Annotated in this window: 23 protein-coding genes and 1 tRNA gene; 8 read left to right on the top strand and 16 right to left on the bottom strand. The window is 54.0% G+C overall.

The annotated features are described in order from the left end of the window. Positions 1 to 539 (top strand): hypothetical protein (locus tag CZ787_RS19240; RefSeq protein ID WP_328514787.1); only part of this gene is annotated, 539 nt, incomplete at its 5' end. 92 nt (positions 540 to 631) lie between these two features. On the opposite strand, the gene CZ787_RS13755 is transcribed toward CZ787_RS19240, so the two are convergent. Beyond that, complete coding sequence (locus CZ787_RS13755; RefSeq protein ID WP_087110169.1) at positions 632 to 1474, bottom strand: Tim44 domain-containing protein; 843 nt, start codon at positions 1472 to 1474, stop codon at positions 632 to 634. A gap of 147 nt (positions 1475 to 1621) precedes the next feature. Here CZ787_RS13755 and CZ787_RS13750 point away from each other — a divergent pair, with 147 nt between their 5' ends. Beyond that, complete coding sequence (locus tag CZ787_RS13750; protein WP_087110167.1) at positions 1622 to 2197, top strand: isochorismatase family protein; 576 nt, start codon at positions 1622 to 1624, stop codon at positions 2195 to 2197. A gap of 15 nt (positions 2198 to 2212) precedes the next feature. Here the strand turns inward: CZ787_RS13750 and yaaA are convergent, their stop codons facing one another. Both yaaA and CZ787_RS13740 read right to left on the bottom strand, forming a co-directional pair. Beyond that, on the bottom strand, positions 2213 to 2992 hold the full coding sequence (yaaA, locus tag CZ787_RS13745) for a peroxide stress protein YaaA (RefSeq protein WP_087110166.1): 780 nt from the start codon (positions 2990 to 2992) through the stop codon (positions 2213 to 2215). Between the two features lie 112 nt (positions 2993 to 3104). After that, positions 3105 to 4136: an NADP(H)-dependent aldo-keto reductase gene (locus CZ787_RS13740; protein WP_087110164.1), complete on the bottom strand. Its 1032-nt coding sequence runs from the start codon at positions 4134 to 4136 to the stop codon at positions 3105 to 3107. A gap of 250 nt (positions 4137 to 4386) precedes the next feature. Between CZ787_RS13740 and CZ787_RS13735 the strand changes: the two genes are divergently transcribed. Then, entirely contained in the window at positions 4387 to 4881 is a 495-nt protein-coding gene (locus tag CZ787_RS13735) for a tetratricopeptide repeat protein (protein WP_087110162.1), read from the top strand. Between the two features lie 47 nt (positions 4882 to 4928). Beyond that, a complete protein-coding gene (locus CZ787_RS13730; RefSeq protein WP_087110160.1) occupies positions 4929 to 5435 on the top strand; it encodes a hypothetical protein in 507 nt (168 codons plus the stop codon). Between the two features lie 29 nt (positions 5436 to 5464). Here the strand turns inward: CZ787_RS13730 and CZ787_RS13725 are convergent, their stop codons facing one another. From CZ787_RS13725 to CZ787_RS13700, 6 genes are all read right to left on the bottom strand, one after another. Then, a complete protein-coding gene (locus tag CZ787_RS13725; protein ID WP_087110158.1) occupies positions 5465 to 6010 on the bottom strand; it encodes a TIGR00730 family Rossman fold protein in 546 nt (181 codons plus the stop codon). A 36-nt stretch (positions 6011 to 6046) separates the two neighbouring features. Continuing rightward, positions 6047 to 6568, bottom strand: coding sequence for a DUF501 domain-containing protein (locus CZ787_RS13720; protein ID WP_087110156.1), 522 nt, complete (start codon positions 6566 to 6568; stop codon positions 6047 to 6049). A gap of 12 nt (positions 6569 to 6580) precedes the next feature. Continuing rightward, positions 6581 to 6883 (bottom strand): hypothetical protein, encoded by a 303-nt coding sequence (locus CZ787_RS13715; protein WP_087110154.1) that lies wholly within the window; start codon positions 6881 to 6883, stop codon positions 6581 to 6583. Between the two features lie 38 nt (positions 6884 to 6921). Then, the gene (locus tag CZ787_RS13710; protein WP_087110152.1) at positions 6922 to 7323 is read right to left on the bottom strand and encodes an acyl-CoA thioesterase; all 402 of its coding nucleotides are present in this window, start codon (positions 7321 to 7323) and stop codon (positions 6922 to 6924) included. Between the two features lie 50 nt (positions 7324 to 7373). Further along, positions 7374 to 8198 (bottom strand): hypothetical protein, encoded by an 825-nt coding sequence (locus tag CZ787_RS13705; protein WP_087110149.1) that lies wholly within the window; start codon positions 8196 to 8198, stop codon positions 7374 to 7376. Between the two features lie 103 nt (positions 8199 to 8301). Next, positions 8302 to 8733, bottom strand: coding sequence for a hypothetical protein (locus CZ787_RS13700; protein ID WP_087110147.1), 432 nt, complete (start codon positions 8731 to 8733; stop codon positions 8302 to 8304). 37 nt (positions 8734 to 8770) lie between these two features. On the opposite strand from CZ787_RS13700, the gene CZ787_RS13695 reads away from it, so the two are divergent. Continuing rightward, positions 8771 to 9934 carry a MalY/PatB family protein gene (locus CZ787_RS13695; RefSeq protein ID WP_087110145.1) on the top strand — a complete coding sequence of 388 codons (1164 nt, stop codon included), beginning with the start codon at positions 8771 to 8773 and terminating at the stop codon, positions 9932 to 9934. 3 nt (positions 9935 to 9937) lie between these two features. On the opposite strand, the gene CZ787_RS13690 is transcribed toward CZ787_RS13695, so the two are convergent. The 5 genes from CZ787_RS13690 to CZ787_RS13670 all read right to left on the bottom strand — a co-directional run bounded on the left by CZ787_RS13690 (position 9938) and on the right by CZ787_RS13670 (position 15171). Next, on the bottom strand, positions 9938 to 10876 hold the full coding sequence (locus CZ787_RS13690; RefSeq protein ID WP_087110143.1) for a co-chaperone YbbN: 939 nt from the start codon (positions 10874 to 10876) through the stop codon (positions 9938 to 9940). Between the two features lie 169 nt (positions 10877 to 11045). Beyond that, positions 11046 to 12116, bottom strand: coding sequence for an AbrB family transcriptional regulator (locus CZ787_RS13685; RefSeq protein WP_217883876.1), 1071 nt, complete (start codon positions 12114 to 12116; stop codon positions 11046 to 11048). Continuing rightward, positions 12103 to 13617, bottom strand: coding sequence for a tripartite tricarboxylate transporter permease (locus CZ787_RS13680; protein WP_087110141.1), 1515 nt, complete (start codon positions 13615 to 13617; stop codon positions 12103 to 12105). The genes CZ787_RS13685 and CZ787_RS13680 overlap by 14 nt, the downstream gene beginning before the upstream one ends. A gap of 1 nt (position 13618) precedes the next feature. Beyond that, positions 13619 to 14071 (bottom strand): tripartite tricarboxylate transporter TctB family protein, encoded by a 453-nt coding sequence (locus CZ787_RS13675; RefSeq protein WP_087110139.1) that lies wholly within the window; start codon positions 14069 to 14071, stop codon positions 13619 to 13621. Between the two features lie 104 nt (positions 14072 to 14175). Further along, positions 14176 to 15171 carry a Bug family tripartite tricarboxylate transporter substrate binding protein gene (locus CZ787_RS13670; RefSeq protein WP_087110177.1) on the bottom strand — a complete coding sequence of 332 codons (996 nt, stop codon included), beginning with the start codon at positions 15169 to 15171 and terminating at the stop codon, positions 14176 to 14178. A gap of 180 nt (positions 15172 to 15351) precedes the next feature. Between CZ787_RS13670 and CZ787_RS13665 the strand changes: the two genes are divergently transcribed. Together CZ787_RS13665 and CZ787_RS13660 are read left to right on the top strand one after the other, a co-directional pair. Further along, positions 15352 to 16035, top strand: a complete 684-nt coding sequence (locus CZ787_RS13665; protein WP_087110137.1) for a GntR family transcriptional regulator — start codon at positions 15352 to 15354, stop codon at positions 16033 to 16035. Between the two features lie 76 nt (positions 16036 to 16111). Further along, on the top strand, positions 16112 to 17092 hold the full coding sequence (locus CZ787_RS13660) for a D-2-hydroxyacid dehydrogenase family protein (RefSeq protein ID WP_087110135.1): 981 nt from the start codon (positions 16112 to 16114) through the stop codon (positions 17090 to 17092). Between the two features lie 198 nt (positions 17093 to 17290). Here CZ787_RS13660 and CZ787_RS13655 read toward each other — a convergent pair. Then, positions 17291 to 17367, bottom strand: a tRNA-Met gene (locus CZ787_RS13655). 275 nt (positions 17368 to 17642) lie between these two features. Here CZ787_RS13655 and phbB point away from each other — a divergent pair. Further along, positions 17643 to 18389, top strand: coding sequence for an acetoacetyl-CoA reductase (gene phbB, locus CZ787_RS13650; RefSeq protein ID WP_087110132.1), 747 nt, complete (start codon positions 17643 to 17645; stop codon positions 18387 to 18389). A 99-nt stretch (positions 18390 to 18488) separates the two neighbouring features. Here phbB and CZ787_RS13645 read toward each other — a convergent pair whose 3' ends face one another. Continuing rightward, positions 18489 to 21305, bottom strand: coding sequence for a DUF349 domain-containing protein (locus CZ787_RS13645; protein WP_087110130.1), 2817 nt, complete (start codon positions 21303 to 21305; stop codon positions 18489 to 18491). Positions 21306 to 21391 lie beyond the last annotated feature (86 nt).

Raw genomic sequence — 21391 nt, 5'->3', positions numbered from 1 at the left:
CCGATGGTAGTGTGGGGTCTCCCCATGCGAGAGTAGGTCATCGTCAGGCACTTATACCAAAATCCCCCGGGGCTCAGCCCTCGGGGGATTTTTTATGCGTGGAATATGAAGTGCGGTGGCGCTGGCTGAAGCTTGCTCCTGCGAAAACGGGATACTTCATGCTATTAGACGCGGATTATGAGGGATTCCTCGGGCTCAAGCCCACGGGATTACATCTGGAACTTCCTATTGACGCATTCCTACCACAGCCGCTACCTGATATGGGTGGTGGTAGCATGCTGTTGTCTTTAAAATGGTACGGCACGTTGATGGAAGAATACTTCACGCGTTATCTCAGGAGGAGAAACAGGATGAACGGACAAGTGATTAAGAAGTTATCAGCGGCGGTGTTGATGGCTCTGCTTGCAGGCGGTTTGGCTGCCTGTGATAACCAGGGGCCTGCTGAAGAGGCGGGTGAAAGTATTGATAATAGTATTGAAAGCGCCGGCGAAAGCATTGAAAGCGCGGGTAAGAGTATCGAAGAGGCTGCTGAGAACTAATTCAACGTGTTGATTTAAACGGTTGATTAGGTTGTCCCTCGGAAAGAAAAACGGCCGCTTTTAGCGGCCGTTTGAAGGGATAGCTCCGCGTTTTAAGCGCCAGGGTTTTGCTCAATACCTTGCACATACCAGGGTGCCTGGTCACGCATTGCTCGGGTTAAGTGCCACGACTCGTTGAACTCGGTCTGCTCTCCATTCTCTTCTATAATGCCATGAAAGATCACGCTTGCCTCAGCATTACCTTCGTACTCGTTAATATCCCCCAGTTCGGCCAATAAACGTACGATGTCGGTACGGTTATTGGCACGGTGCTGAGCGCGCTCGGTGCGTAGCAGGTTATAGAGTTCGGGAGTGACATACTCCTGAATCTGGCTAAAGTCGTTATTGTCCCAGGCACGCTGCAGCGTCATAAAATGCTCTTTAGCACCGTTTAAAAACTGCTCTTTATCAAACCAGGCAGGCGTGCTTTGCAGGCTACCAGGCACAGCGCCTACTGAGCCAGCAGCAGGCGCTGATGGCACGTGCTGCGTGCGTTGGTAGTTGGTTTCGGAAGCATACGCTGGGCGTCGCTGGCGAATAAACGCACGGAAAGCGATCATCGCAAGTACTGCGATACCGACCACCATGAGCAGGTCCATCATTCTTAGTTCATCAAAGGCACCGCCGAAAAAGAGTGCGGCAATCAACCCACCAGCCAGAAGGCCGCCCATCATGCCGCCCATTCCGCCTCGGCGTGCTGCCGCAGCACCTGCTTGGCCCTGTTGTTGGCCACCTTGAGCTTGTTGTGTACTGGGTGTACTGGCCGGGCGGTCCGCAGAGCGGGACATGCTGCCCATACTGCCACCACCTCCCATACGGCGCGCTTCCGCATGCTCCACCGCAACGCTAAACCCCATAACGCTGACCAGCAGCATGACAAACAATTGTCGTAACATGGCAATCTCCAATGTTTCAAAGCCGTTAAGAACGTAAGCTCAACGTAATGAGCGTGTGGAAAGTATTGAGCGGCTAGTTTAGCGCTTGGGCGCTTAGAATGGACTATCTTAATGGCACTCATAAGCATAAAGAATAAGAGGGGAAACATGCGCCTACAACGAGATCGTAGCCTATTGTTAATGATAGATTTTCAAGCAGGCTTACTGCCGGTGATTGAAGGCGGTTTGCAGGTAATAGAGGAGGCCGCCTGGCTTGCAAACGTAGCAGAAGCCTTGGCAGTCCCCGTATGGCTTACCGAACAATACCCTGAAAAACTCGGGGGGACGGCAGCTGGTTTGATAAGCGAGTTGGGTGAGCATCAGGTTTGGCAAAAACACCATTTCAGCGCAATGGAAGCGCCTGAATTTGCCCAGGCATTAAAGGCCCAATCGGTGCAACAAGTCGTGATCTGTGGCACAGAAGCACACATCTGTGTGTTGCAGAGCGCGCTTGGCTTGCTGAAAGCTGGATATAGCGTGTATTGGCTAAGTGAAGCGACAGCTAGCCGTCGTTGTGAGGAAGCTCGCTTTGCGCGTGAACGTGCCTGTGCGCAAGGCGCCATTGCTGTGACGGCGGATATGGTGGCTTATGAGTGGCTTGATCGCTGTGATACCGCGCTATTTAAAGAGGTACATCGCCGGTTGCTTAAGCCGCGCTCCTCACGCGGCGTAACTTTCTTTTAGCAAAGGGGGAAATGTTTATCGGTCTGCTTCTTTGCGTGTGAACACCAGCGTATCGCCTTCAGAGGACACAGCATCAAATTGGTAGCCTGCCACATTAAATGCTGTAAGCGCTTCAGGGTTGTTCACCTGCTGATGAATAATCCAGGCACTCATTAGGCCTCGGGCCTTTTTGGCATAAAAGCTGATGATTTTAAACGTGCCGTTTTTCTCATCTTTAAACACCGGCGTGATGACGCGGGCGTTAAGCTTTTTGGCATCTACCGCTTTAAAGTACTCATTAGAAGCAAGGTTCACCAGAACCTTTGAACCGCTTTCTGTAATAGCCTGAGCAAGGGCATTGGTCAGTGTAGGCTTCCAGTACGCGTATAAATCCTTACCCGCCTGATTGGACAGTTTGGTGCCCATCTCCAGTCGATAAGCCTGAATCAGGTCCAGCGGGCGCAGTAAGCCATACAGCCCTGACAAAATACGCAGGTGCTGCTGGGCAAACCGGTTATCCGCATCGCTGAACGTTTGAGCTTCCAGGCCGGTATAAACATCGCCTTGGAACGCTTGAGCGGCAGGTTTGGCATTCTCTAGTGAAAACGGCGGCTCCCATTCAGCAAAGCGTGCCGCATTAAGGCCAGCAAGCTTGTCGCTGATGCCCATCAGCTCACTGATCTGCTGAGGTGAGTAATCACGCAGGATATCGATCAGCGCTTGGCTTTCCGTTAGAAAGCCGGGCTGTGTCACCTGGTGAGTGGTGGAGGGCGTTTCAAAATCCAGCGTTTTCGCTGGCGAAATAACGCTTAGCAAGGTGAGCTCCTTCGGCCGATGCAAAACCAGATAAGAACAAAATCATGGCCGATAGTATACCAAGCCTCGGCGTTGGCCGAGGCTATCGCTTTAATAGCGTGTGTATCAATGCTTAGGGGCAGGGGTTTGGCATCCGGCGATGAATATCCTCAATCGCGCTAAGCACATCGTCGTCCAGCTTAAGGCTCTCACTGGCCAGGTTGCTTTCCAACTGGTCCAGTGTGGTGGCACCAATAATATTACTGGTAAGAAAGCTGCGTGAATTAATAAACGCCAGTGCCATTTGTGCGGGGTCAAGGTCATGTTCGCGGGCCAGCTCAACGTAGTCCTTTGTCGCCGCCTCCGCCTCTGGTGAGGTGTAGCGCTTAAAGCGCTCATAAAGCGTCAGGCGGCCTTTTTCGGGCCATGCGCCATTAAGATACTTGCCAGAAAGAACGCCAAAGGCCAGGGGAGAATAAGCCAGCAAGCCTACGTCTTCGCGATGAGCAATCTCCGCCAAGCCCACCTCAAACGAGCGATTAAGCAGGTTGTAAGGATTTTGTATGGAGGCCACTCGCGGTAGATCCATTTTTTCGGCTAAGTGAAGCGAGCGCATGACGCCCCACGGGGTTTCATTGGAGAGGCCGATCGATCTTACTTTGCCAGCATCCACCAGCTCCTTGAGTGCAGAAAGCGTCTCTTCAAGCGGCGTGGCATCTTCATTCTCCTGATGCGCGTAGCCCAGCTTGCCGAAAAAGTTGGTGTTGCGGTCTGGCCAATGCAGCTGATAAAGATCGACATAGTCCGTTTGTAAACGCTTAAGGCTTGCGTCGATGGCCTGGTGAATGTGATCACGCGTCAAACGTGGGCCGCCCCGGATATGCTCAGGCCCCGGGCCTACTGCCTTGGTGGCGATAATGACGTCATCGCGGTCGCCACGCTGTTTCAGCCAGCTGCCAACATAGGCTTCCGTTAATCCTTGCGTTTCGGCTTTGGGCGGTACGGGGTACATCTCAGCTGTATCGATAAAATTGATACCGAAAGCGACGGCGCGATCCAGCTGTTCGTGAGCTTCTGCCTCACTGTTTTGCTCGCCAAACGTCATCGTACCAAGGCAGAGCCGACTGACCTCAATTCCCGTTCTGCCAAGTGGGCGCGTTTGCATTTTTGTCTCCTCGCTAAAGCGAAAATTATCGCCGAATAGGCGTTTATAAAGGTGATGAATGACGGTGTGTGAGAAGCATGTTAGCGAGGCTATTTGAAAGCAGCAAATCAATGGGGTTGAGTCGTCGCAAAGGCAGGCGTATGCTTGCCACCCCATTGGCCGGCTGACCCCGGTTTTTCGTGTGATTGGCAGTCAAATGATGTAGTGACCGCTAATTCAATATCTCAACAAATTGGCAGGGTGGTTTGCCATGCCGCAGGCATCATCTTTGTTTATTCGGCTAGAGTTTCGTTTAGCTGAACGGCTGTTTCAAAACCGTTGGTTGTTACCGCGTTCAGAGCGCACACAGCGTCTTACCATGCGTTTGTTCAAGCGCTGCGCTGAAGCGGGGCATCCTGATGCACTGTCCGTTTACGGGCATATGCTGTTTCATCGTAGCTTATCGCCGCAGGACAAAGCGCGGGGGGCACGCTATGTGGTGGAAGCCGCTCAAGCGGGTGATGTGAAGTCACAGTACCAGGTGGCCCAGATCTACGAGCACGGCTGCGCGCAATATCCGCGCCGTGAAGATTATGCGGTAACGTGGTATGCCCGTGCGGCGCAGTCCGGTCACTATTTGGCTGCTGAGCGGCTGGTCAGCGCCTATCGTTTGGGTGAGCTAGGCTTAAGCATAGATGAGAGCCAAGCTGCCTACTGGGAACAGTTGGCTGAACGGCATCCGCTAAACGATGTGACCGCCGCGTAATGGGCTAACGAGTAATGATTGCGCCCAATGATTGAATGAGGAAGTCAGTGTCCGAGACGCTACCCACTGTATTAGATATTGAAGCGTCCGGATTTGGGCGTGGTAGTTATCCCATAGAAGTTGGCATTGCACGTGCTGACGGTAGCTGCTGCGCGTTTCTTATTCAGCCACTGGATGAGTGGACGCACTGGGACCCTAAAGCAGAGCTCTTGCACGGTATTTCGCGTGATCGCTTGTACCAGGAAGGGCACCCTGTTCGTCAGGTGGCCCAGTGGCTCAACGATGAGTTAAGCGGGTTAGGCAAAGCGTACAGCGACAGCTGGGGCTACGATAATACCTGGCTTTCGCTGTTGTTCCACCATGCAGGCATGCTGCCTCGCTTCCGCTTGGAGGCGCTGCGCATTTTGTTGAGCGAAGAGCAGCAAGCGATATGGAGCGGTACCAAAGAGGCCATGATTACCGAGGTCGATATCCATCGTCACCGGGCGGGAGAAGATGCCCGTCTGCTCCAGCTCACCTATCAGCGCACCCGCAACTTTATCCGCGGCGCGTAGCACGCTTGCCATGCCCGCCTCGCTCACCTCTACCTAAACTGGCTCTCCAGCGCGTCAAGTAGCGCCTCTGGTGTTGCCGCGTCCAGCAGCATATCCCGTGTCGTTTGAGCTAGAAAACCCTGCGTCACGGTGTTGTCGAGAAATGCCAATAGTGGCGTATAAAACCCCTCGGTATCCAGTAGGCCCATGGGCTTCTCATGCAGGCCTAAATAGCCCCAGGTCCAAATCTCAAACAGCTCCTCAAAGGTACCGATACCGCCTGGCATGGCAATAAACGCGTCGGCGTTAGCGGCCATGGTGGCTTTGCGTTCATGCATGTTGGGCACGCGGATCAGTTCGGTGAGTCCAAAGTGCGCTTGCTCGCGCTCTACCAGATGGTCCGGCATAACGCCTATCACGTTGCCGCCTGCCGCCAGCGACGCATTAGCAAGCTCGCCCATTAGGCCAATACGCGCGCCGCCGTATACCAGGGTGTGCCCTCGCTCTGCCAGCACAGTACCTAATGCCTGGGCTGCTTGGCGATAAGCCGGGCTGTTACCTTCTCGTGAGCCGAGATAAACGCAAATTCGGGACATTAATTGGGTTCCTTAACGCTTATGAGAAAAGCGGTGTTATGGAAGGTGCTGGTCTACCTGGTGGTGCTCATCCATCCACTGACCAATCACATTATCGCCACATAGATGATGGGCATACTGAGTGTGCAGGCAGCGTATCTGTTGCCAGTTGCTGATACCGCCAATGCCACGCTCGGTCAACACACCGGTATAGCCCAGCCGTGCAACCTCTGCGCGCTGGGCGTCGCTCATATAATCCCAGCGGGCTTTTACATAATCACGATGGCTTTGCTGATAATGCGCTAGAAATTCTGGCTCTTCTTGCAGGCGCTGCTCAAGTGATTTGATAACCCCCACCGCTTCAATGCGTGAAATTTCTACCTTTAGTACATCAGAACAGAGCCAGTACAGGGTAGGAAAGGGTTTGCTATCAACAATCGGCGCCATACGCAGCACCAGCGGTGTGCCTTCGCTATCAGTGGCAGCAACGGCTTCGATGCCACGTGGTGCGCGGCCTAACTGCTGGGTAATAATCGCCAGCTGACGCTCATCGGGCGCCTGGTTGGTGCGGATCACCATTAGGTTGGTCTCTCACGAATGGTCGTCTTGAACAAATTTATTGGAGCGGCCAACAGCACGAAAAAAGCAGCGATTCAACTGCCCAGGAGACGCTACATAGCACCATGTCCGCTCGCAATACTCGGCGGCCCGCGCCATTAGTACGTCATAAAGGCGGTTAAACGGGGCATCATAATCGTAAGGGTCAGCCCCAAACAAGCGGATATGCGGATAGTCTGCAAAGCGCTCAATAAAATAGCGCTCAATATCCGCTTCGACAGCGCGATGCTGCGCAGTATTGTCAGGGTCCAGCCAGAGATTATAGCGAATGGCCATGCTGTGCTCCTGGTCGCCTCGTCCGGCGGGTTGGTGCGTCAGGCGGGCGCATCTTGTAAGTGAGTCGACAAGGCGTCGCGCAGCGCGCCCTCAATAGGTACGGCGCATTTGGCCTGGTGATCGTACTGTACCATCACCGTGTGGCCGAGATTGGTGAGCGTGCCATGTTGACGTGCCTCCTGAGTGACGGTAAATGAGCTATTGCCCAGCCGCGTTAAGTAGGTGCGTAATTCGACGTCATGGCCGTAAAACAGTTCTGCACGGTAGTCGATTTCCATCCGCGCCATTATCAAACGCCACTGCTTCGGGTCCAGGTCAGGCGTAAAAAGCTTGAAGAGGTCGTTGCGGGCCAGCTCAAACCAGGCGGGTAGGCGCGTATTGTTAATATGGCCCAGCGCATCCGTATCGTAAAACGCCGGCTCAATCGTACGGGTAAACATGGTGATCGCCTTATCGTTGGCAGGGGTTGTAAATTCAGGCAAGCGCTAGGTCAAGCAGCCTGCCTGTTGCCTTCGCGTCGCTTGGCAAACCAGCGTTGGACCTGTAGCCAGCCCAGCAGCCATAGCGTTGCTACCAAAAAACCGGCCAGCGTGCCCCAGGCAAGCCCCAACGTTTCATACGTATAAGAGACACACAGGGCGTAACTTAACAGCGAGCCCAGCCCCACGGGGTAGTGTTTGATAACGGTCGCGGTAGGCGCGGGGCCTTGGGTTATATGCAAAATTAGCAGGAAAGGCAGCATGGTGACGGGGAAAGCCGCCAACGTGCCTGCCCAGGCAGGCGGTACCCAATGGGCAAGGCTTGTGATGGCAAAGACAATCAGCGTCGCCAGCAAGGCGCGAATACATAAAGCGCCCCACGAGAAAGACTGACGTGCAGTGGCGAGGCTGTCGGGTATTCGCCGGAAAATCCACGTAAAAAATACGATAGCGCAAAGCGTCACCAGCGTACCCGTCAAGCGAGTAAAATCGAACTGGGCAAGCACTAGGCTTGCCATAAGCCACAGGGTGATCGCGCCTGCCATCCCGCTGGCGACACCCTTCAAGCCGGGCTTACGGCCGCAAAGCCAGTAACCCGCGCCAAGTGCCATGGTCGCGGTAAAGCCCGCTAGTGTATGAATGGCACTTTCAGCGGAAAACGTTGGGGATATCTCCAGGCCAATAAAGAACAGTGCCAGCGCGGTGCCCAAAGGGTAGCCTGATAAAAGCCCTGCCACTTTGGGGCTCACACGTACAGCAATCGCCCCCAGCCCCAGCACCATCGCGACTGACACCGCTACTTTGGCCAATTGCCAGCTAATCGGAACGTCCAGCATCAATGACTATCCTTATAATTGATTAAACATTTTTCTTCGTTTGTCAGCCAGTATATCCGCGCGCTGCACAACAAGCCGCGCTATCGAAAGCGTTAACGCTTTTTTATATCAGACGTAGCCCCTGCTGATCGCGCCAGGCAGCCTCCAAAGCACTTTTTAGTGGTGCTTGAAGGTGGGCTGGAAGCGCAGAATGCGCGGCCTCTACAGTGTTAAACGTGCGGTTGCGCAGCCAGCAGTAAGCCCAGGCACAGGCTTCTGCCTCACTTTGAGGTGTTGGCTTGGCAGGCATTTGATTGAGCAGAAAAACCGCTGTGCGGGGTGCCCATAGCGGAATGTCATCCTCAAGTGTTTGGCTCCAGTGTTTAAGCATTGCCCCATCGGGTGTCGTGTCCGGCGTGCCCAGTTTGGCAACCCGTGCGGTTTCCGCCAGTATGAGCGCTAACTGGTCAGCATCGGCCTGACCAAGCGCTTGCCATTGCCGCAATAGCGCTGACAACCCTGCGCGCACCTTGGTATAAAAATCATCTTGCGGCATGCTCGTTACCAACCTTCGTCAATAAGTGAGATCTGTTATGGCTTTTGATTTTGCCACGCCTATCGAGCGACGCCACCCCGAAGGTGGCTACTCATCCCAAAAATGGCATCGCTATAACGGTGAAGTACTGCCTCTATGGGTTGCCGACATGGATTTTTATTCGCCGCCCGCGGTTATTGAGGCGCTACAAGCACGGGTCGCTCATGGTGTTTACGGCTACGGAGAAGTGCCTGCTACGTTAACAGAAACGCTCTGCACATGGAGTGCTACGCACTATGACTGGACGATCCAGCCCGACTGGCAGCACTGGCTGCCGGGTGTCGTGGCCGCGCTCCACTTCGCCACGCTGGCGTTAACCCAGCCAGGCGATGGCGTGCTAACGGTAACGCCTATTTATCCACCGTTTTTAGACATCGCTGAGCGTACCGGGCGTTTGCCCCAGCAGGCCATGCTGGCCGCGCCTAAAAGCCCAGGCGAGCCATGGCAGTTGGATATTAGTGCGATTGAAGCCTCCATCACACCCAAAACACGCATATTACTCTGGTGCCATCCGCATAATCCGACCGGGCGGGTTTGGAGCCGTGAAGAGCTGGCGCCGTTGGTGAAGCTGGTTGAACAGCACGATCTATGGGTTGTCTCTGACGAGCTACACTGCGACCTACTGCTGAATAAAGATGCTCAACATCGTCCGTTAGCGGCCATGTTTCCTGAGCTAGCCAAACGCACGATTACTCTATGGGCGCCCTCTAAAACCTTTAATCTGGCGGGGTTAAGCAGCGCATGTGCGATCATCCCTGACCCCGAAGTGCACCAGCGGTTTGCCGCTGCCTGCAAGGGCCTGTTGCCCGATGTAAACGTGCTGGGGTTAGTGGCGGCAGAAGCGGCGTATCGAGAGGGTGAGCCGTGGCGTCAAGCGCTGCTGGATGTGCTGCGTCAGCACCGCGCCACGCTTGAAGCACGCGTTGCCAACTGGCCGGGTGTGCATCTAAGCGCACCGGAGGCAACATATTTGGCTTGGCTTGATATGAGGGAAGCAGGTCTGGGAGAAACGCCTTACCAAACGCTCAAGGAGCAGGCCGGTGTGGCGCTTTCAGACGGGGCAGCGTTTGGCTACCCCGGCTTTATGCGGCTAAATTTTGGTACTACGGGCGCTCAATTGGAAGCAGCATTAACGCGGATGGATGCGCTATTGAAGCCTTAGCCATTAATAAAGCAGCGCAAACAGCTTGCGGCGATAGGCGACCGTCAGCGGGTGGTCGGCGCCTAGTGCATCAAACACCTGCAACAGCGTTTTACGCGCCGCATCATCGTTGTAGGTACGGTCACGCTTCATTAGCGTAAGCAGCGCTTCAAGCCCTGCATCGTATTGACCATCGGCCACTTGGCGCAGGGCGCGCTGGAATTGCGCTTCGCTATCGTCGCGCTCACCCAAGGCCGCAATGTCTTCTGCTGAAAGCGCTTGTTCACTGAACGCAATGCTGGCGCGTACGCCGCGTGCTGCTGGGCCATCGCGCTCTTCGGGGGGGAGGTTTTCCAGCACGCTGCGCGCCTCATCTCCGCGCCCTTCAGCCACTAATATGCGGGCAAACGCCACTTGGTAGGCGTAGTGCTCCGGGTATTGCGTCACCAGGTCTTGGTAAATGCCGTGGGCTGTTGCGGTGTCGCCTTGCTCAAGCGCCGCCTCGGCCTGCTCTTCAGGGCTTTCTGGTGCGTCGGCCGAGGCAGGGAAGTAGCGCCCTAACCATTCACGCACCTCTTTCTCGGGCAGTGCGCCCTGAAAATTATCCACAAGGCCGCCTTGGCTCACCAGCTTAACGTCCGGTACCGCCTGCACACCCAACTGAGCAGAAATTTCCGGATTAGCGTCTGTATTTAGCTTGCCAAGCAGGAAGGTGCCCGCGTATTCGAGCGCCAGCTTCTCCAGTACAGTCAGCAATGTGGTGCAGCTGCTATCGGCTGGCGAGTAGCAGCCCAGCAGTACCGGCACCTGCATTGACGCTTCCAGCACTTGCTGAATGTTGCTCGCATCGAGTTCGATAATCACATCTTCGGGGCGCACTGGCGCGCGTTCGGTATCAGCAGTATTCGTGCTTGCGGTATCCGCTGTCAGCGGTTTGCCGGTGCGAGGATCAATGATTGACATGGGTAAGCTCAGCTTCGCAGAAAAATAATTGCTTATGATATGCAGGCAGTCACCGCTATATTCAAGCCGGAACGATGCTAATCATGTGAATCTGAAGAGAAGGCTGGGGCAAGAGGAAAAATATAGGGTCAAGCGCTGCTCTAAAGGAGTCTATTAGCACTTTATATCGCTAGCCTTGCTGCATTTGTTTTCCTAGCCAACTAGCGATGAGGGGGAGCATTGCTACGATCAAGAAAACACGCAGTACATGATGCGCCGCCACCATGGCGGGATCTATGGACAACGCAAGTGCTACGACGCCAAGTTCCGGCGCCCCTCCAGGCAAGTAGGATAAGAACAAAGGTGTGTTGTCCAACCCTATAATGGGCGCAAACAACAGGGCTGCAACGAAGGAGCCAAAGGTAAGGAGTACACCAATCACCGCCGCGAGCCAGCCATCTTTTAAAATTTGTGGGAGGGAGTAATTCGCGAATCGCGCCCCTACTCCTGCGCCAATGACAATCTGTGCCGCGCAGGAAAGCAGAGGGGGGACATGCACCGTTAAAAGATCAGTCGCGTGTAGTAATCCCGAGCTGAGCAATGGAATCAATAGCATCGCTGAGGGAAAGTTCAATCGCCAGGCTAGCCAGCCGCTGGCTATCGCCACCAAGGCCAGGATTCCATGGTTAATAGGATCGATTGCTTCCGCGTGAGTGAAGCTTGCAAGACTAGCGTCAGCGAGGTTAATGCCGGACGTCGCCTGGATGATGATGGGCGCTGCAATTAGCAATACCACTAGGCGCGCGGTATGACAAAGGGCAACGCGGCTGACTTCGGCTCGGTAATTTTCTGCCAAAACTGAAACGACTGAGAGTCCTCCGGGTATGGCGGCGAACAAAGCAGTTACTCTATCCATTTTCCCGAAGCGATAGAATATTTGATAGGCAATGACACAAAATGCCAGCGATAACACACTCATGACAATCAGACTTATGGTCCAGTCCCCGGCTTGGCGTACGACTTCTGGGGTAAAACTGGTGCCTAGCATCGTGCCGATAGCGACCATAGCGTAACTGCGCCATGGCCCAGGAAAACGAGGCTGAAAAGACGTCGTCTGAGTACACAGGAGTGATGCCGTTAGGCTGCCCAGTACCCATGGCAACGGTAGGGAGAGTGCAAAAAAAGCGAGCCCGCCTAAGGCGCCGATGCCAAAGGTAATGCCTCCTCGAAGTTGAGGAGGCATTTGTTTAATTAGGTTCATGGCTAGCGCGGCGAGAGCGGAAGGCTTTCAATGCTGGGGCACCAATTAAAACAAGCAGCATTATGATGAAAAGAGCCAGAGCAATGGGTCGCTCCATCATATATTCAAAAGGTCGGCCACCGGACACTTGTAAGGTGCGCACGACTTCTCCTTCCATCATGCGGCCAAGCAGTAAACCGATGACCGTTGCTGCGACGGGATAGTTGTTTTGTCGCATGAGCCAGCCGAGCCCTGCAAATGCGGCAACGGTTAGCGGCCCAGCGATAGTGCCGGTTATGCCATAGCCGCCCCAGGCACACATTGCTAATACACTGGGTACTAGATAAGCCAGCGGAACGCGCACTACCATGCCCAGTAAGCGAAGGCTAAGTAATCCCAAAAACGCTAGAAGCACCACTTGACCCAGATTGCCGAGAATAATCGAATACACGATATCGGTCTGGTCTCTTATGAACGATGGCCCACCAATAATATTGTGAAAAGAGAACGCGGCCAGGAGTACAGCAGTTGCAGCCCCACCAGGAATGCCAAGCGCTAATAGCGCTGTCATTGAGCCGCCCTCCGAGCTGGAGTTTGCAGATTCAGCCGCCACAACACCCTCGGGTGCCCCCTTGCCGAACGCTTCAGGCGTCTTGGACGTTCGCTTGGCCTCGCCATAAGAGACAAGGTTAGCTACCGATGAACCCACGCCAGGAATGGCACCGATCACAGCACCAATAAGGCTGCCGCGTAGTAAGGTGCCGGGATGACGAAACGTCTGCCCAACGCCTTTAAGAATGAGAGCAAACGAAATATTACGCTGGGCTTCATTTTGTACCAGAAACGAGCTTCCTCTCAGGCGTAACAACTCAGAAGCGGCGAATATACCGATCATGGCGGGTACTACTGGGATGCCATCAAGAAGATAGGGGTTGCCTATTGTCGTGCGCATAATGCCCGTCGTGGACATGCCAATTTGACTGAGCATAAGCCCCAGAAAGCCAGCCATCAGACCCTTGGCCATACTGCTGTCATTGAGTGTCGCGATGAGGGTTAACCCCCACAGCACCACCACGACCATTTCCAACGGGCCTATTTTAAGTACAAAAGCAGCCAGTGGATTGATTAACAACATGAGGAGGCTGTAACCCACGAAAGCGCCCACAACTGAAGCGCACAGGCCCAGGCCCAAGGCTTCATTGTGTTGTCCCTTTCGCGCCATAGGGTATCCGTCAAATGCCGTCGCAATTGACGAGGATGATCCAGGGATGTTCATAAGAATAGCGGTTACCCCGCCACCGTAGGCGCCGCCAGTAAATATGGCGGTTAAAAACAGCATGGCTTGAAGAAAATCCATGCCAAAGGTCACGGGCAAGAAAACGGCCATGGCCATTGAAATTTGTAGCCCGGGAATCGAACCGAAAATTAGGCCGATTAATAAGCCGGGGATAACCCAAAGCCAAGGGCTTAGATCAGTAAAAAGAAGAGTAAACGCCTGAGATAATGCGAATTGATCAATCATGTTAAAGCACTAGTGTGGTCATTGGATAAGGGAAGAGAGAGCCAAAACCCTTGACAAGAAAAACAGTAAACACAAGTGCGTACAAAGGCGGTTGCCATTTTCCTTTACTCCCACACATAAGAACACCGACCCAGACGAAAACGAAAGTAGCAACGTCGAAGCCGACATTGGTTAATGCAAAGCAGAAGGCGGAAAATCCTGCAAGAAGCAGTATGTCGCTCCATATAGATGATTTGTCCGTACTGCTGGATGAAGGCTCTGTCGCTGGCTTCAACAAGGTTTTAGCGACAATCCCAATGGACAGAAGGCCAATGATTATCGCGGTGGGAGCTACTACCACCAGGTTGTTCAGCGTTGTGGAGGCCTGAGTAGCGCTCCAGGTAATAAAGCCCGCTATAGCCAGTACAAGGCCTAACAAAAAGGCATGCGTTGCAGAAATCTTTCCTGTCACCATTCTATAGCGCCTCCACATTGAAATAATAATGGGACCAAGCGTAAGTTGGTCCCGTGACGATTAAGCGAAAAGCATTAGCGCACATGTGCCCGCATTGAAATCATTTATTCTTCTGATGTGTATTGCTTCAAAATTTCAAAGTTGGACTCAATGATCTCTGTCGTACGTTCAGGCCCCAGCCACTCTGCACCAATATCCTGGGCTTCTAGCCGGCTAACGAACGCCTCATCTTGCAGCGCATTGTGATAGGCATCGACCATTTGTTGGAATGCTTCGGGGTTACTCTCTTTAAAGGCAGCATGCGCGGCAAGGCCTCGCATTGATCCTGCAAGCACCGGAACCGGCTCGTGACCGCTCTCTTCAAGCGCTGCATTAAGCGTTGGCGCGTCCCAGTCATCCGATGCGGTATCAGCCGCGAGGGCAAGAGGACGTATATATTCCTGGATTGATAGCGTGCCGTCTGCAGCTAATACGGTCATGTCTACCTGCCCGCCAGCGACCGCCGTGCGCGCAGCGCCACCAGACTGATAGGTGACAATGTTGACGTCTGTTTTATCGAGCCCAAAGGCCTCAAGAGCCAGTTCAAGGTTGATAGCGCCGGTAGAGCCAGGTACGACAGAAACTCTAAGTGTTCCTGGATTTTCCTTGGCTGCCGCCATGAAGTCCGCCAGCGTTTCATAAGGTGTATCAGCATTAACGGCGAAAAGATCGTAATCATTCCACTGTCCGTTAATGAATGCGAAGTCTGACAAATCATAAGTGGCATCAAAGCCAAGAATCGCATTAGAGACGTAAGGGTGGATGGAAGAGGCAAGGAAATAGCTGCCATCAGCAGGCATGTTGTGGAAGTAAGTATGGCCTACGTGACCACCGCCGCCATTCTGATTAATGACCGAAATCGGCGCGCCCAGATCTTCCTGGAGCCGTTGAGCCAGCGCGCGAGCGGTGCGATCAGCGGACCCGCCAGGGCCAAGCGCAACAACGAAAGTGATTTTCTGTGTTGGCCAGCTTTCCTGGGCTGCGGCTGTGAGGGGGGTAATGGCAGCCGCCAGGGAGAAACCCAGCATAGCTGTAGCGATGACATTCTTTTTATCGATCATGGTGGCCACTCCGCTTTTATTTAGATAATTGTAAGACAATAATTTGGTCATGGATATAGAAGTACATATAGTAGTTTCTGTCAATCCTCGGATATGTAAGCAAAAGGTCTAAATTTTCAAATATTTTTTGGAAATTATTGAAAGTTATATAAAGTGTGTTGCATTCGGAGGAGAATTACTTTGTCTACAATAAAAGAAGAAACGCATGGTTTGGCAGCTGAGCGAGTGGCTAGTGGCTTATACGATGAGATACTTAAAGGGCAGTTGCAGGCTGGTACTCGTCTTGGGGAAGTTGCGTTGGCTGAGCGCTTTTGTGTTAGCCGAGGCCCGGTGCGTATGGCGCTCAAAAGCCTTAGCGAGTGTGGGCTCGTTACTATCGTGCCGAACAGTGGGGCGCACGTGCGTGAAATGCGGTACGAAGATGCCCGGGCGATCTACCAGGTCAGAGCTGCTCTTGAAGCTGAAGCCGCCATGTTGGCGGCCAGTCGTGCTAATGCATCCACTGCCGATGAATACCTTACGTTACTGCAGTTACATGCCAGCCAAGTGACATCTCATCCTGAGGGAGCCTATCTTCAGGAGTCTGAGGAGTGTGATTTTCATTTAATTACCGCACGAATGTCCGGTAACCCACTCATTCAGCGTTATTTAACCCACGAGCTTCGCCCACAGCTAACCCTGTTAAGGAATAAGCATCGACATGTTACAGGGCGCGGAAAAATCGCACTTTATGAACACGAGCGCATAGCCTCAGCTATCTCGGAAGGTGATGTGGAGGTGGCGGGCTTACTGATGCGGCGGCATATACAGAGCAGTTGGGAAGCGCTTGAAGAGCAGTTGCCCATGAGAGATACCCTTAATTAAGCAGTAATTGAGCGATAACCACACGGCTCAGGCAATGCTATGTCTGGCCTTGGCCTGTGCTAGAGAAGGAGTGTATATGAAGACGGTGATTCTTGATGATTGGGAGGGCTGTATGAAGGAGCACCCTGCCGTATCTCGCTTGCGCGAATTCTCTGAGGTGTCGGTCTATGGTGATGTGCCTGCCTTTGAAACCCTGGTGAGTCGGCTTCAGGGAGCCGATGCGATTATCCCGCTCAGGGAGCGCACCTTGATTGATCGAGACCTTATCGCGGCTTTACCTGACCTAAAGCTGATCGCCCAAACCGGTACGGGCCTTGCCCATATGGATAAAGACGCAGTGGACGAAGCGGGGATTTCGGTTGCAACGACGCCGGGTGGGTCTACGGCGGCGGTGACCGAGATGACCTTTGCATTTTTACTTAATCTCACCAAGCGGATTGTTGAGGTAGATCGTCGGATGTCCGCTGGAGAGTGGCCAGCGATTGTTACCAGTAACTTGAGCGGTAAAACCATTGGCCTGATTGGCCTAGGCAAGATTGGTTGTGCCGTGGCGAGAATGGCACAGGCCTTTGGTATGCGAGTCATTGCATGGGGCCCCAGGCTGACCCGGGAGCGAGCCGCTCAGGTGGGAGTAGAGTACGTGTCATTAGAAAGCCTGCTCACCCAAGCGGACGCCGTTAGTATCCATGTAAGGCTTGTGCCTGAAACGGAAGGGTTACTGACGACGGAGCATTTCGAGCTAATGAAGCCTGATGCGATTCTGGTCAATACATCACGCGGGCCCATTATTGACGAAGCGGCGCTCATTGATGCTTTGCAGCGTAAGAAGATTGGTGGGGCGGGGCTTGATGTTTTCTGTGAAGAGCCGCTGCCGCAGCATAATGCCTTTGCGGCATTGGATAATGTCATGATAACTCCACATATGGCATGGAAGACCGAAGAGACCTTTTCGCGTTTTCTTAATGGGTCGATTGATAATATTCATGCGTTTTTTGTAAAGGGAGAGCCGCAAAATATCGTTTCTATTTCCCGTGACAAGAAAAAAACAGGCGTGTGACCGCCCGTTAAGTTGCTCATGTGGCTTGCTAGGGGCTGTGCTTTGGTTTTTCGGTAAGGGTATTCGATGTCGAGCGTCGGCGTGATGCGCTCGGCATAACGGTGTGCGGTGGCGTAGTCTTGGGGGGGGGGCGAAGAGGGGGAGTGAGTAAACGCAAAAAGCCAGATCAGTAAGTAACTGATCTGGCTTTTTTAATATTGGTAGCGGGGACCGGATTTGAACCGATGACCTTCGGGTTATGAGCCCGACGAGCTACCAAACTGCTCCACCCCGCATCAACGTGAGGCGTATTCTACGGGTTTTTTGCGCCACGTCAACCCTTTGTAGCAAACAAAGCGCAAAAGGCTGATATTCATCGTACTGCAATATGCAAAGAGTAAAGCTATGCTTCCCATGGTCCCAATAAAAAGCTTACTGTCGGTAGGCCGCCTAACAATAAAATCGGTGGCGTGCTGTTAGTGATACAAGCGCTTGACGCTTATTCGAAATGGTTTGCGGACCATAACAGTACTTAGCGTCCAAGCCATTTGTCATATCAGGGAGGTAGTCAATGGCCAATCAAGCCCCCGTCGCCTGGGTAACTGGTGGAACTGGTGGAATCGGCACGGCAATTTGTCGTTCGTTGGCAGATGCGGGTTATAGGGTAGTGGCAGGGTATAACAATCCCGAAAAAGCCAAAACCTGGCTGGACACCCAGCAAGCTGCTGGTTATCAGAATATGACAACACTCGGGGTCGACCTGTCTGACCATAACGCATGCCTGGATGCTGCGCGTGAGATCCACGAACAGTATGGTCCAGTTAGCGTGCTGGTAAACTGTGCTGGCATTACCCGCGACGGCACGATGAAAAAAATGGCCTACGAACAGTGGTATCAGGTCATCGATACCAACCTTAATAGCGTCTTTAATACTTGCCGTAGCGTGATCGAGATGATGCTCGAAAATGGCTATGGTCGAATTATTAATATCTCCTCCATCAATGGCCGTAAAGGGCAGTTTGGCCAGGTTAACTACGCTGCCGCTAAAGCCGGTATGCACGGTTTAACCATGTCGCTGGCGCAGGAAACGGCCACCAAAGGCATTACGGTAAATACCGTATCGCCTGGCTATATTGCCACCGACATGATTATGAAAATTCCGGAGCCAGTGCGTGAAGCCATTCGCGAAACGATTCCGGTAAAACGCTACGGTACGCCGGAAGAAATTGGTCGATTGGTGACGTTCCTTGCCGATAAAGAGTCTGGCTTTATTACCGGCGCCAACATCGATATTAACGGTGGGCAATTTATGGGCTAGGCCACCCGTGCCTACGCGACGGCTTATTCCTCACAAGGGAGCATGCAAAATGGGAGGCGAATCGCCTCCCGTTGTGTTGTTGTCGCATTGATGGGGCGATCAGGGGGGCGGGATATGCCCCAGGTCGCGCAATAAGCTATCCAGTTCCCTGGCTTCTTTTTCCCACTGCGCCATCGATACCGGGCCAAGCGCTAATAGCGCGGCTAAAACATCGATAATTTCTTCTTCGCGACTACGCTCTTGGCGAATTCCTTCATTCAAGCGCTCTACCTGGATCGCCAGGCGCAAAGGCTCGTCGCTTTGTCGGATGCTGCCGCTGGTTAACAGGGATAGATGTACCCGCAGCCGAGAAATGGCGTCTGCCCGTGCTGCCTCATCGTCCAGCGACAACGGGAGTGGCGTGGATTGACGCTGACGGTTACGCGTCTGATGCGCCTCGGCAAATACGCTGGGAAGTGGCGTGCTAATGATACCGTCAGCGTTGATAATTTCTGCGGCACCGCCGTCCAGATAGCGCTGATCGGCGGACAAGTGCGCGTTAACGAGCGGTAAAATAAGTTGCCATTGCTGAACGGTATCCGCAATCTTAAGGCGACTCAAACGCTCGCGCTTGGCGCGCACAATACCGCTTAGGCGACGCTGCATGCCTTCGCTACGCCGGTTTCGCGGCAGTGGCTCAAGCTGGCTGACCTGGTTCAAAAAGTCGTCCAGCGTGCTGGTTTCATTGGCGCTAGTGGGTTGCCAGCTGTCCATTTGATCGATAAGTATTTGCATGGCTTCAAGCTGCTGTTGCTGATGGGCAGCCTGCTCACTCTTGTGGGCTTCGCGCTGGGCAAACAGCTGATCGCACTCATGCCGGAACGCCTTCCAAAGGGTTTGTTCCGCCCCTTTGGGTGCGCGCCCTAACTGACGCCAGTGCTGCTGTAGTTGCTTGGTTTGTGTAATGCGTTGAGCCAAGGGTTGTTGCTGGTCGTGACGAAGCGCCCGCACTTCTTCAATAAGCGCCTGCTTTTGAGAGGCGATATGCTCGGCCCGCTGATCAATTAATGTTTGCAACTGATGGCGGATTTTTCCAAACCGCTGACCAACGGCCTCAGAGCGCTCGCGAGGCACCGGCGAGTAGTGGCGCCATTGATGGCGTGCCTTGTCGCGAATTTCACGTAGTACATCCGGGTCGGCGTCCTCTGCTGGCTGGGAGAGCAGTGTTTCAAGCTGTTCGCACAGCTGCTCGCGGGCCTGCAGGTTCGCTTCACGCTCCTGGCCTAGTTGGTCGCGCCATGGGGCTAACCGCTCGTGGATGCGGTCAGATGCGGCACGAAAGCGCGCGGACTGTTCGCGGTTGGCGGCGGCATCGCCCAGCGACTTCCACTCTTTCACTAGCTGGCGGTGGTGGCGGTCAAGCGCGGTTTCCGCCATGTGCGGGTCGTTGGCCAGTGCTTCAATGCTTGAGCATAACTGCTCGCGCTTGGGCCCTGCGACAAAGCCGCGCCAATCGCGTAGTTCGGCCAGCCGCGCGCCGGACTGTTTTAAGCGTGCCTTCAGCGGCTTGGCTTCCGCCATTTGAAGGGCTTCGATTTGCGGCTTTAAGCGCTGGTGAAGATGGCTGGCACTTTTGAAGGCGCCACGCTCAAGCAGGTGCTCAAAGCTATCGAGTTCCGCTTCATAAGTGCTTAATGAAACCGAGGCGTGTGGGCTAGCTGCCGGTGTGTGAGACTCGGTGGCAAGCGTTGCTTGAGCGCGCTGTATCAGCGCAGGCGGCGTAAATGCTTTTGGCCAGGCGCATTCGTTAAGCAGGCGGCGCATGGTGCGGTGGTCATTATCCGCAAGTGCCTGCTCTAGCGCGACACTAACACGTTGCCAGCGCTGCCAGGCATCCAGGCACTGCTCATATTGAATAATGACGTGCGTGTAGCGTTGGCTTGCAGGCTCGCTGGGCGAGTGTACGTCGGAGATCGCTTGCCAGCGTTGGCTGAAAAGCTGGCGTTGGGCACGCAGGCTGTCGATATCCTGAACGGTCAGCTCGGTGGCATGATGAAGACTTTCAAGCGTCTCCTCCAGCCCATCAAGCAACTGATCACGTGTCTGATCCGCTTCCTCTCGGCGGGCAAGGCTCTGCTGGCGAGCCTGCTCCTGCGTTTCATGGTCGTGAAGCGTTTTACGACAGCCCAGCATGGCCTGATGAAAGCGCTGCTCTTGCTCGGCGCTAGGAGGGGGCGTCAGGTTCTTCCATTCGCGCTCTAAATGGCGAAAGCGGCCGCCATAAAGTGGCTCCCAAGGCGCGCGAGCATGCTGTTCCATCTGGTGAAGAAGGTGCTCCAACTGCTGCTGTTGGCGGGCCAGCCATTCGGCATCGGTTCGCTGCTGGCCGAGCTTTTCGCGGGCAAGGCGAGTTACATAACGATCACGCCGCGCGTCTTTAAGCAGGCGCTTCAGGGCCTCTTCTGTCTCAATGCGCTCGGTGGCGCGATGACGAACAGCCGCGACACCGTTTTGGCACGCTTGCTTAACCAGGTCGTCTTCACGGGTTAGCCGGGCAAGGGCGGTCAGGCGCAGCTCCAGGTTGTCGCCTTGTAAGGCAATTACATTTAAAAGCCGCGGCTCGTCCAGCCCTTCCACCAGGGTCAGGCGTTGTTGCAGTTCGGTGCTGCCTTCAAGACCGCTAAGCCGCTGACTCACGGCATTGAACCATGCCTCTTGCTGGCTGTGGTCAGGGTAGGCTATCACCAGCCCATTGACATCATCCAGCGCGAGCAGGGCCGACAGGCGGATGCTGCTGTCACTATCATGCGCGAGTGCTTGCAGCGCTTCGCGCTGTTCAGCCTGGTGGGGGTCAAGTCGAGAGAGGGCCTGTCGGCGTACCTCGGGGTCGGGGTGTTGCCAACGAGGAGCGAACAGGCGTCTTAACAGTCCGTGCATGGATCATCCTGCGTAGAGGTGCGTAGCATGAAAAAAATTAGCCATTATTGAACAGCGGTTGCAGTCACCGTCGCTGTCGCTTAGCT

The sequence above is a fragment of the Halomonas citrativorans genome (assembly GCF_900163645.1).
GTDB classification, from domain to species: domain Bacteria; phylum Pseudomonadota; class Gammaproteobacteria; order Pseudomonadales; family Halomonadaceae; genus Vreelandella; species Vreelandella citrativorans.
This window is presented reverse-complemented; position numbering and strand designations above follow the sequence as displayed.

Excerpts from the sequence above, each read along its gene's own strand:
- CZ787_RS13660 (WP_087110135.1), top strand. The coding sequence starts at position 16,112 with ATGAAGACGGTGATTCTTGATGATTGGGAGGGCTGTATGAAGGAGCAC.
- CZ787_RS13710 (WP_087110152.1), bottom strand. The coding sequence starts at position 7,323 with ATGTTTACCCGTACGATTGAGCCGGCGTTTTACGATACGGATGCGCTG.
- CZ787_RS13690 (WP_087110143.1), bottom strand. The coding sequence starts at position 10,876 with ATGTCAATCATTGATCCTCGCACCGGCAAACCGCTGACAGCGGATACC.
- CZ787_RS13685 (WP_217883876.1), bottom strand. The coding sequence starts at position 12,116 with ATGAACCTAATTAAACAAATGCCTCCTCAACTTCGAGGAGGCATTACC.
- CZ787_RS13695 (WP_087110145.1), top strand. The coding sequence starts at position 8,771 with ATGGCTTTTGATTTTGCCACGCCTATCGAGCGACGCCACCCCGAAGGT.
- CZ787_RS13680 (WP_087110141.1), bottom strand. The coding sequence starts at position 13,617 with ATGATTGATCAATTCGCATTATCTCAGGCGTTTACTCTTCTTTTTACT.
- CZ787_RS13735 (WP_087110162.1), top strand. The coding sequence starts at position 4,387 with ATGCCGCAGGCATCATCTTTGTTTATTCGGCTAGAGTTTCGTTTAGCT.
- CZ787_RS13700 (WP_087110147.1), bottom strand. The coding sequence starts at position 8,733 with ATGCCGCAAGATGATTTTTATACCAAGGTGCGCGCAGGGTTGTCAGCG.
- CZ787_RS13720 (WP_087110156.1), bottom strand. The coding sequence starts at position 6,568 with ATGGTGATCCGCACCAACCAGGCGCCCGATGAGCGTCAGCTGGCGATT.
- CZ787_RS13725 (WP_087110158.1), bottom strand. The coding sequence starts at position 6,010 with ATGTCCCGAATTTGCGTTTATCTCGGCTCACGAGAAGGTAACAGCCCG.
- CZ787_RS13740 (WP_087110164.1), bottom strand. The coding sequence starts at position 4,136 with ATGCAAACGCGCCCACTTGGCAGAACGGGAATTGAGGTCAGTCGGCTC.
- CZ787_RS13705 (WP_087110149.1), bottom strand. The coding sequence starts at position 8,198 with ATGCTGGACGTTCCGATTAGCTGGCAATTGGCCAAAGTAGCGGTGTCA.
- CZ787_RS13645 (WP_087110130.1), bottom strand. The coding sequence starts at position 21,305 with ATGCACGGACTGTTAAGACGCCTGTTCGCTCCTCGTTGGCAACACCCC.
- CZ787_RS13755 (WP_087110169.1), bottom strand. The coding sequence starts at position 1,474 with ATGTTACGACAATTGTTTGTCATGCTGCTGGTCAGCGTTATGGGGTTT.
- CZ787_RS13675 (WP_087110139.1), bottom strand. The coding sequence starts at position 14,071 with ATGGTGACAGGAAAGATTTCTGCAACGCATGCCTTTTTGTTAGGCCTT.
- phbB (WP_087110132.1), top strand. The coding sequence starts at position 17,643 with ATGGCCAATCAAGCCCCCGTCGCCTGGGTAACTGGTGGAACTGGTGGA.
- CZ787_RS13670 (WP_087110177.1), bottom strand. The coding sequence starts at position 15,171 with ATGATCGATAAAAAGAATGTCATCGCTACAGCTATGCTGGGTTTCTCC.
- CZ787_RS13750 (WP_087110167.1), top strand. The coding sequence starts at position 1,622 with ATGCGCCTACAACGAGATCGTAGCCTATTGTTAATGATAGATTTTCAA.
- CZ787_RS13715 (WP_087110154.1), bottom strand. The coding sequence starts at position 6,883 with ATGGCCATTCGCTATAATCTCTGGCTGGACCCTGACAATACTGCGCAG.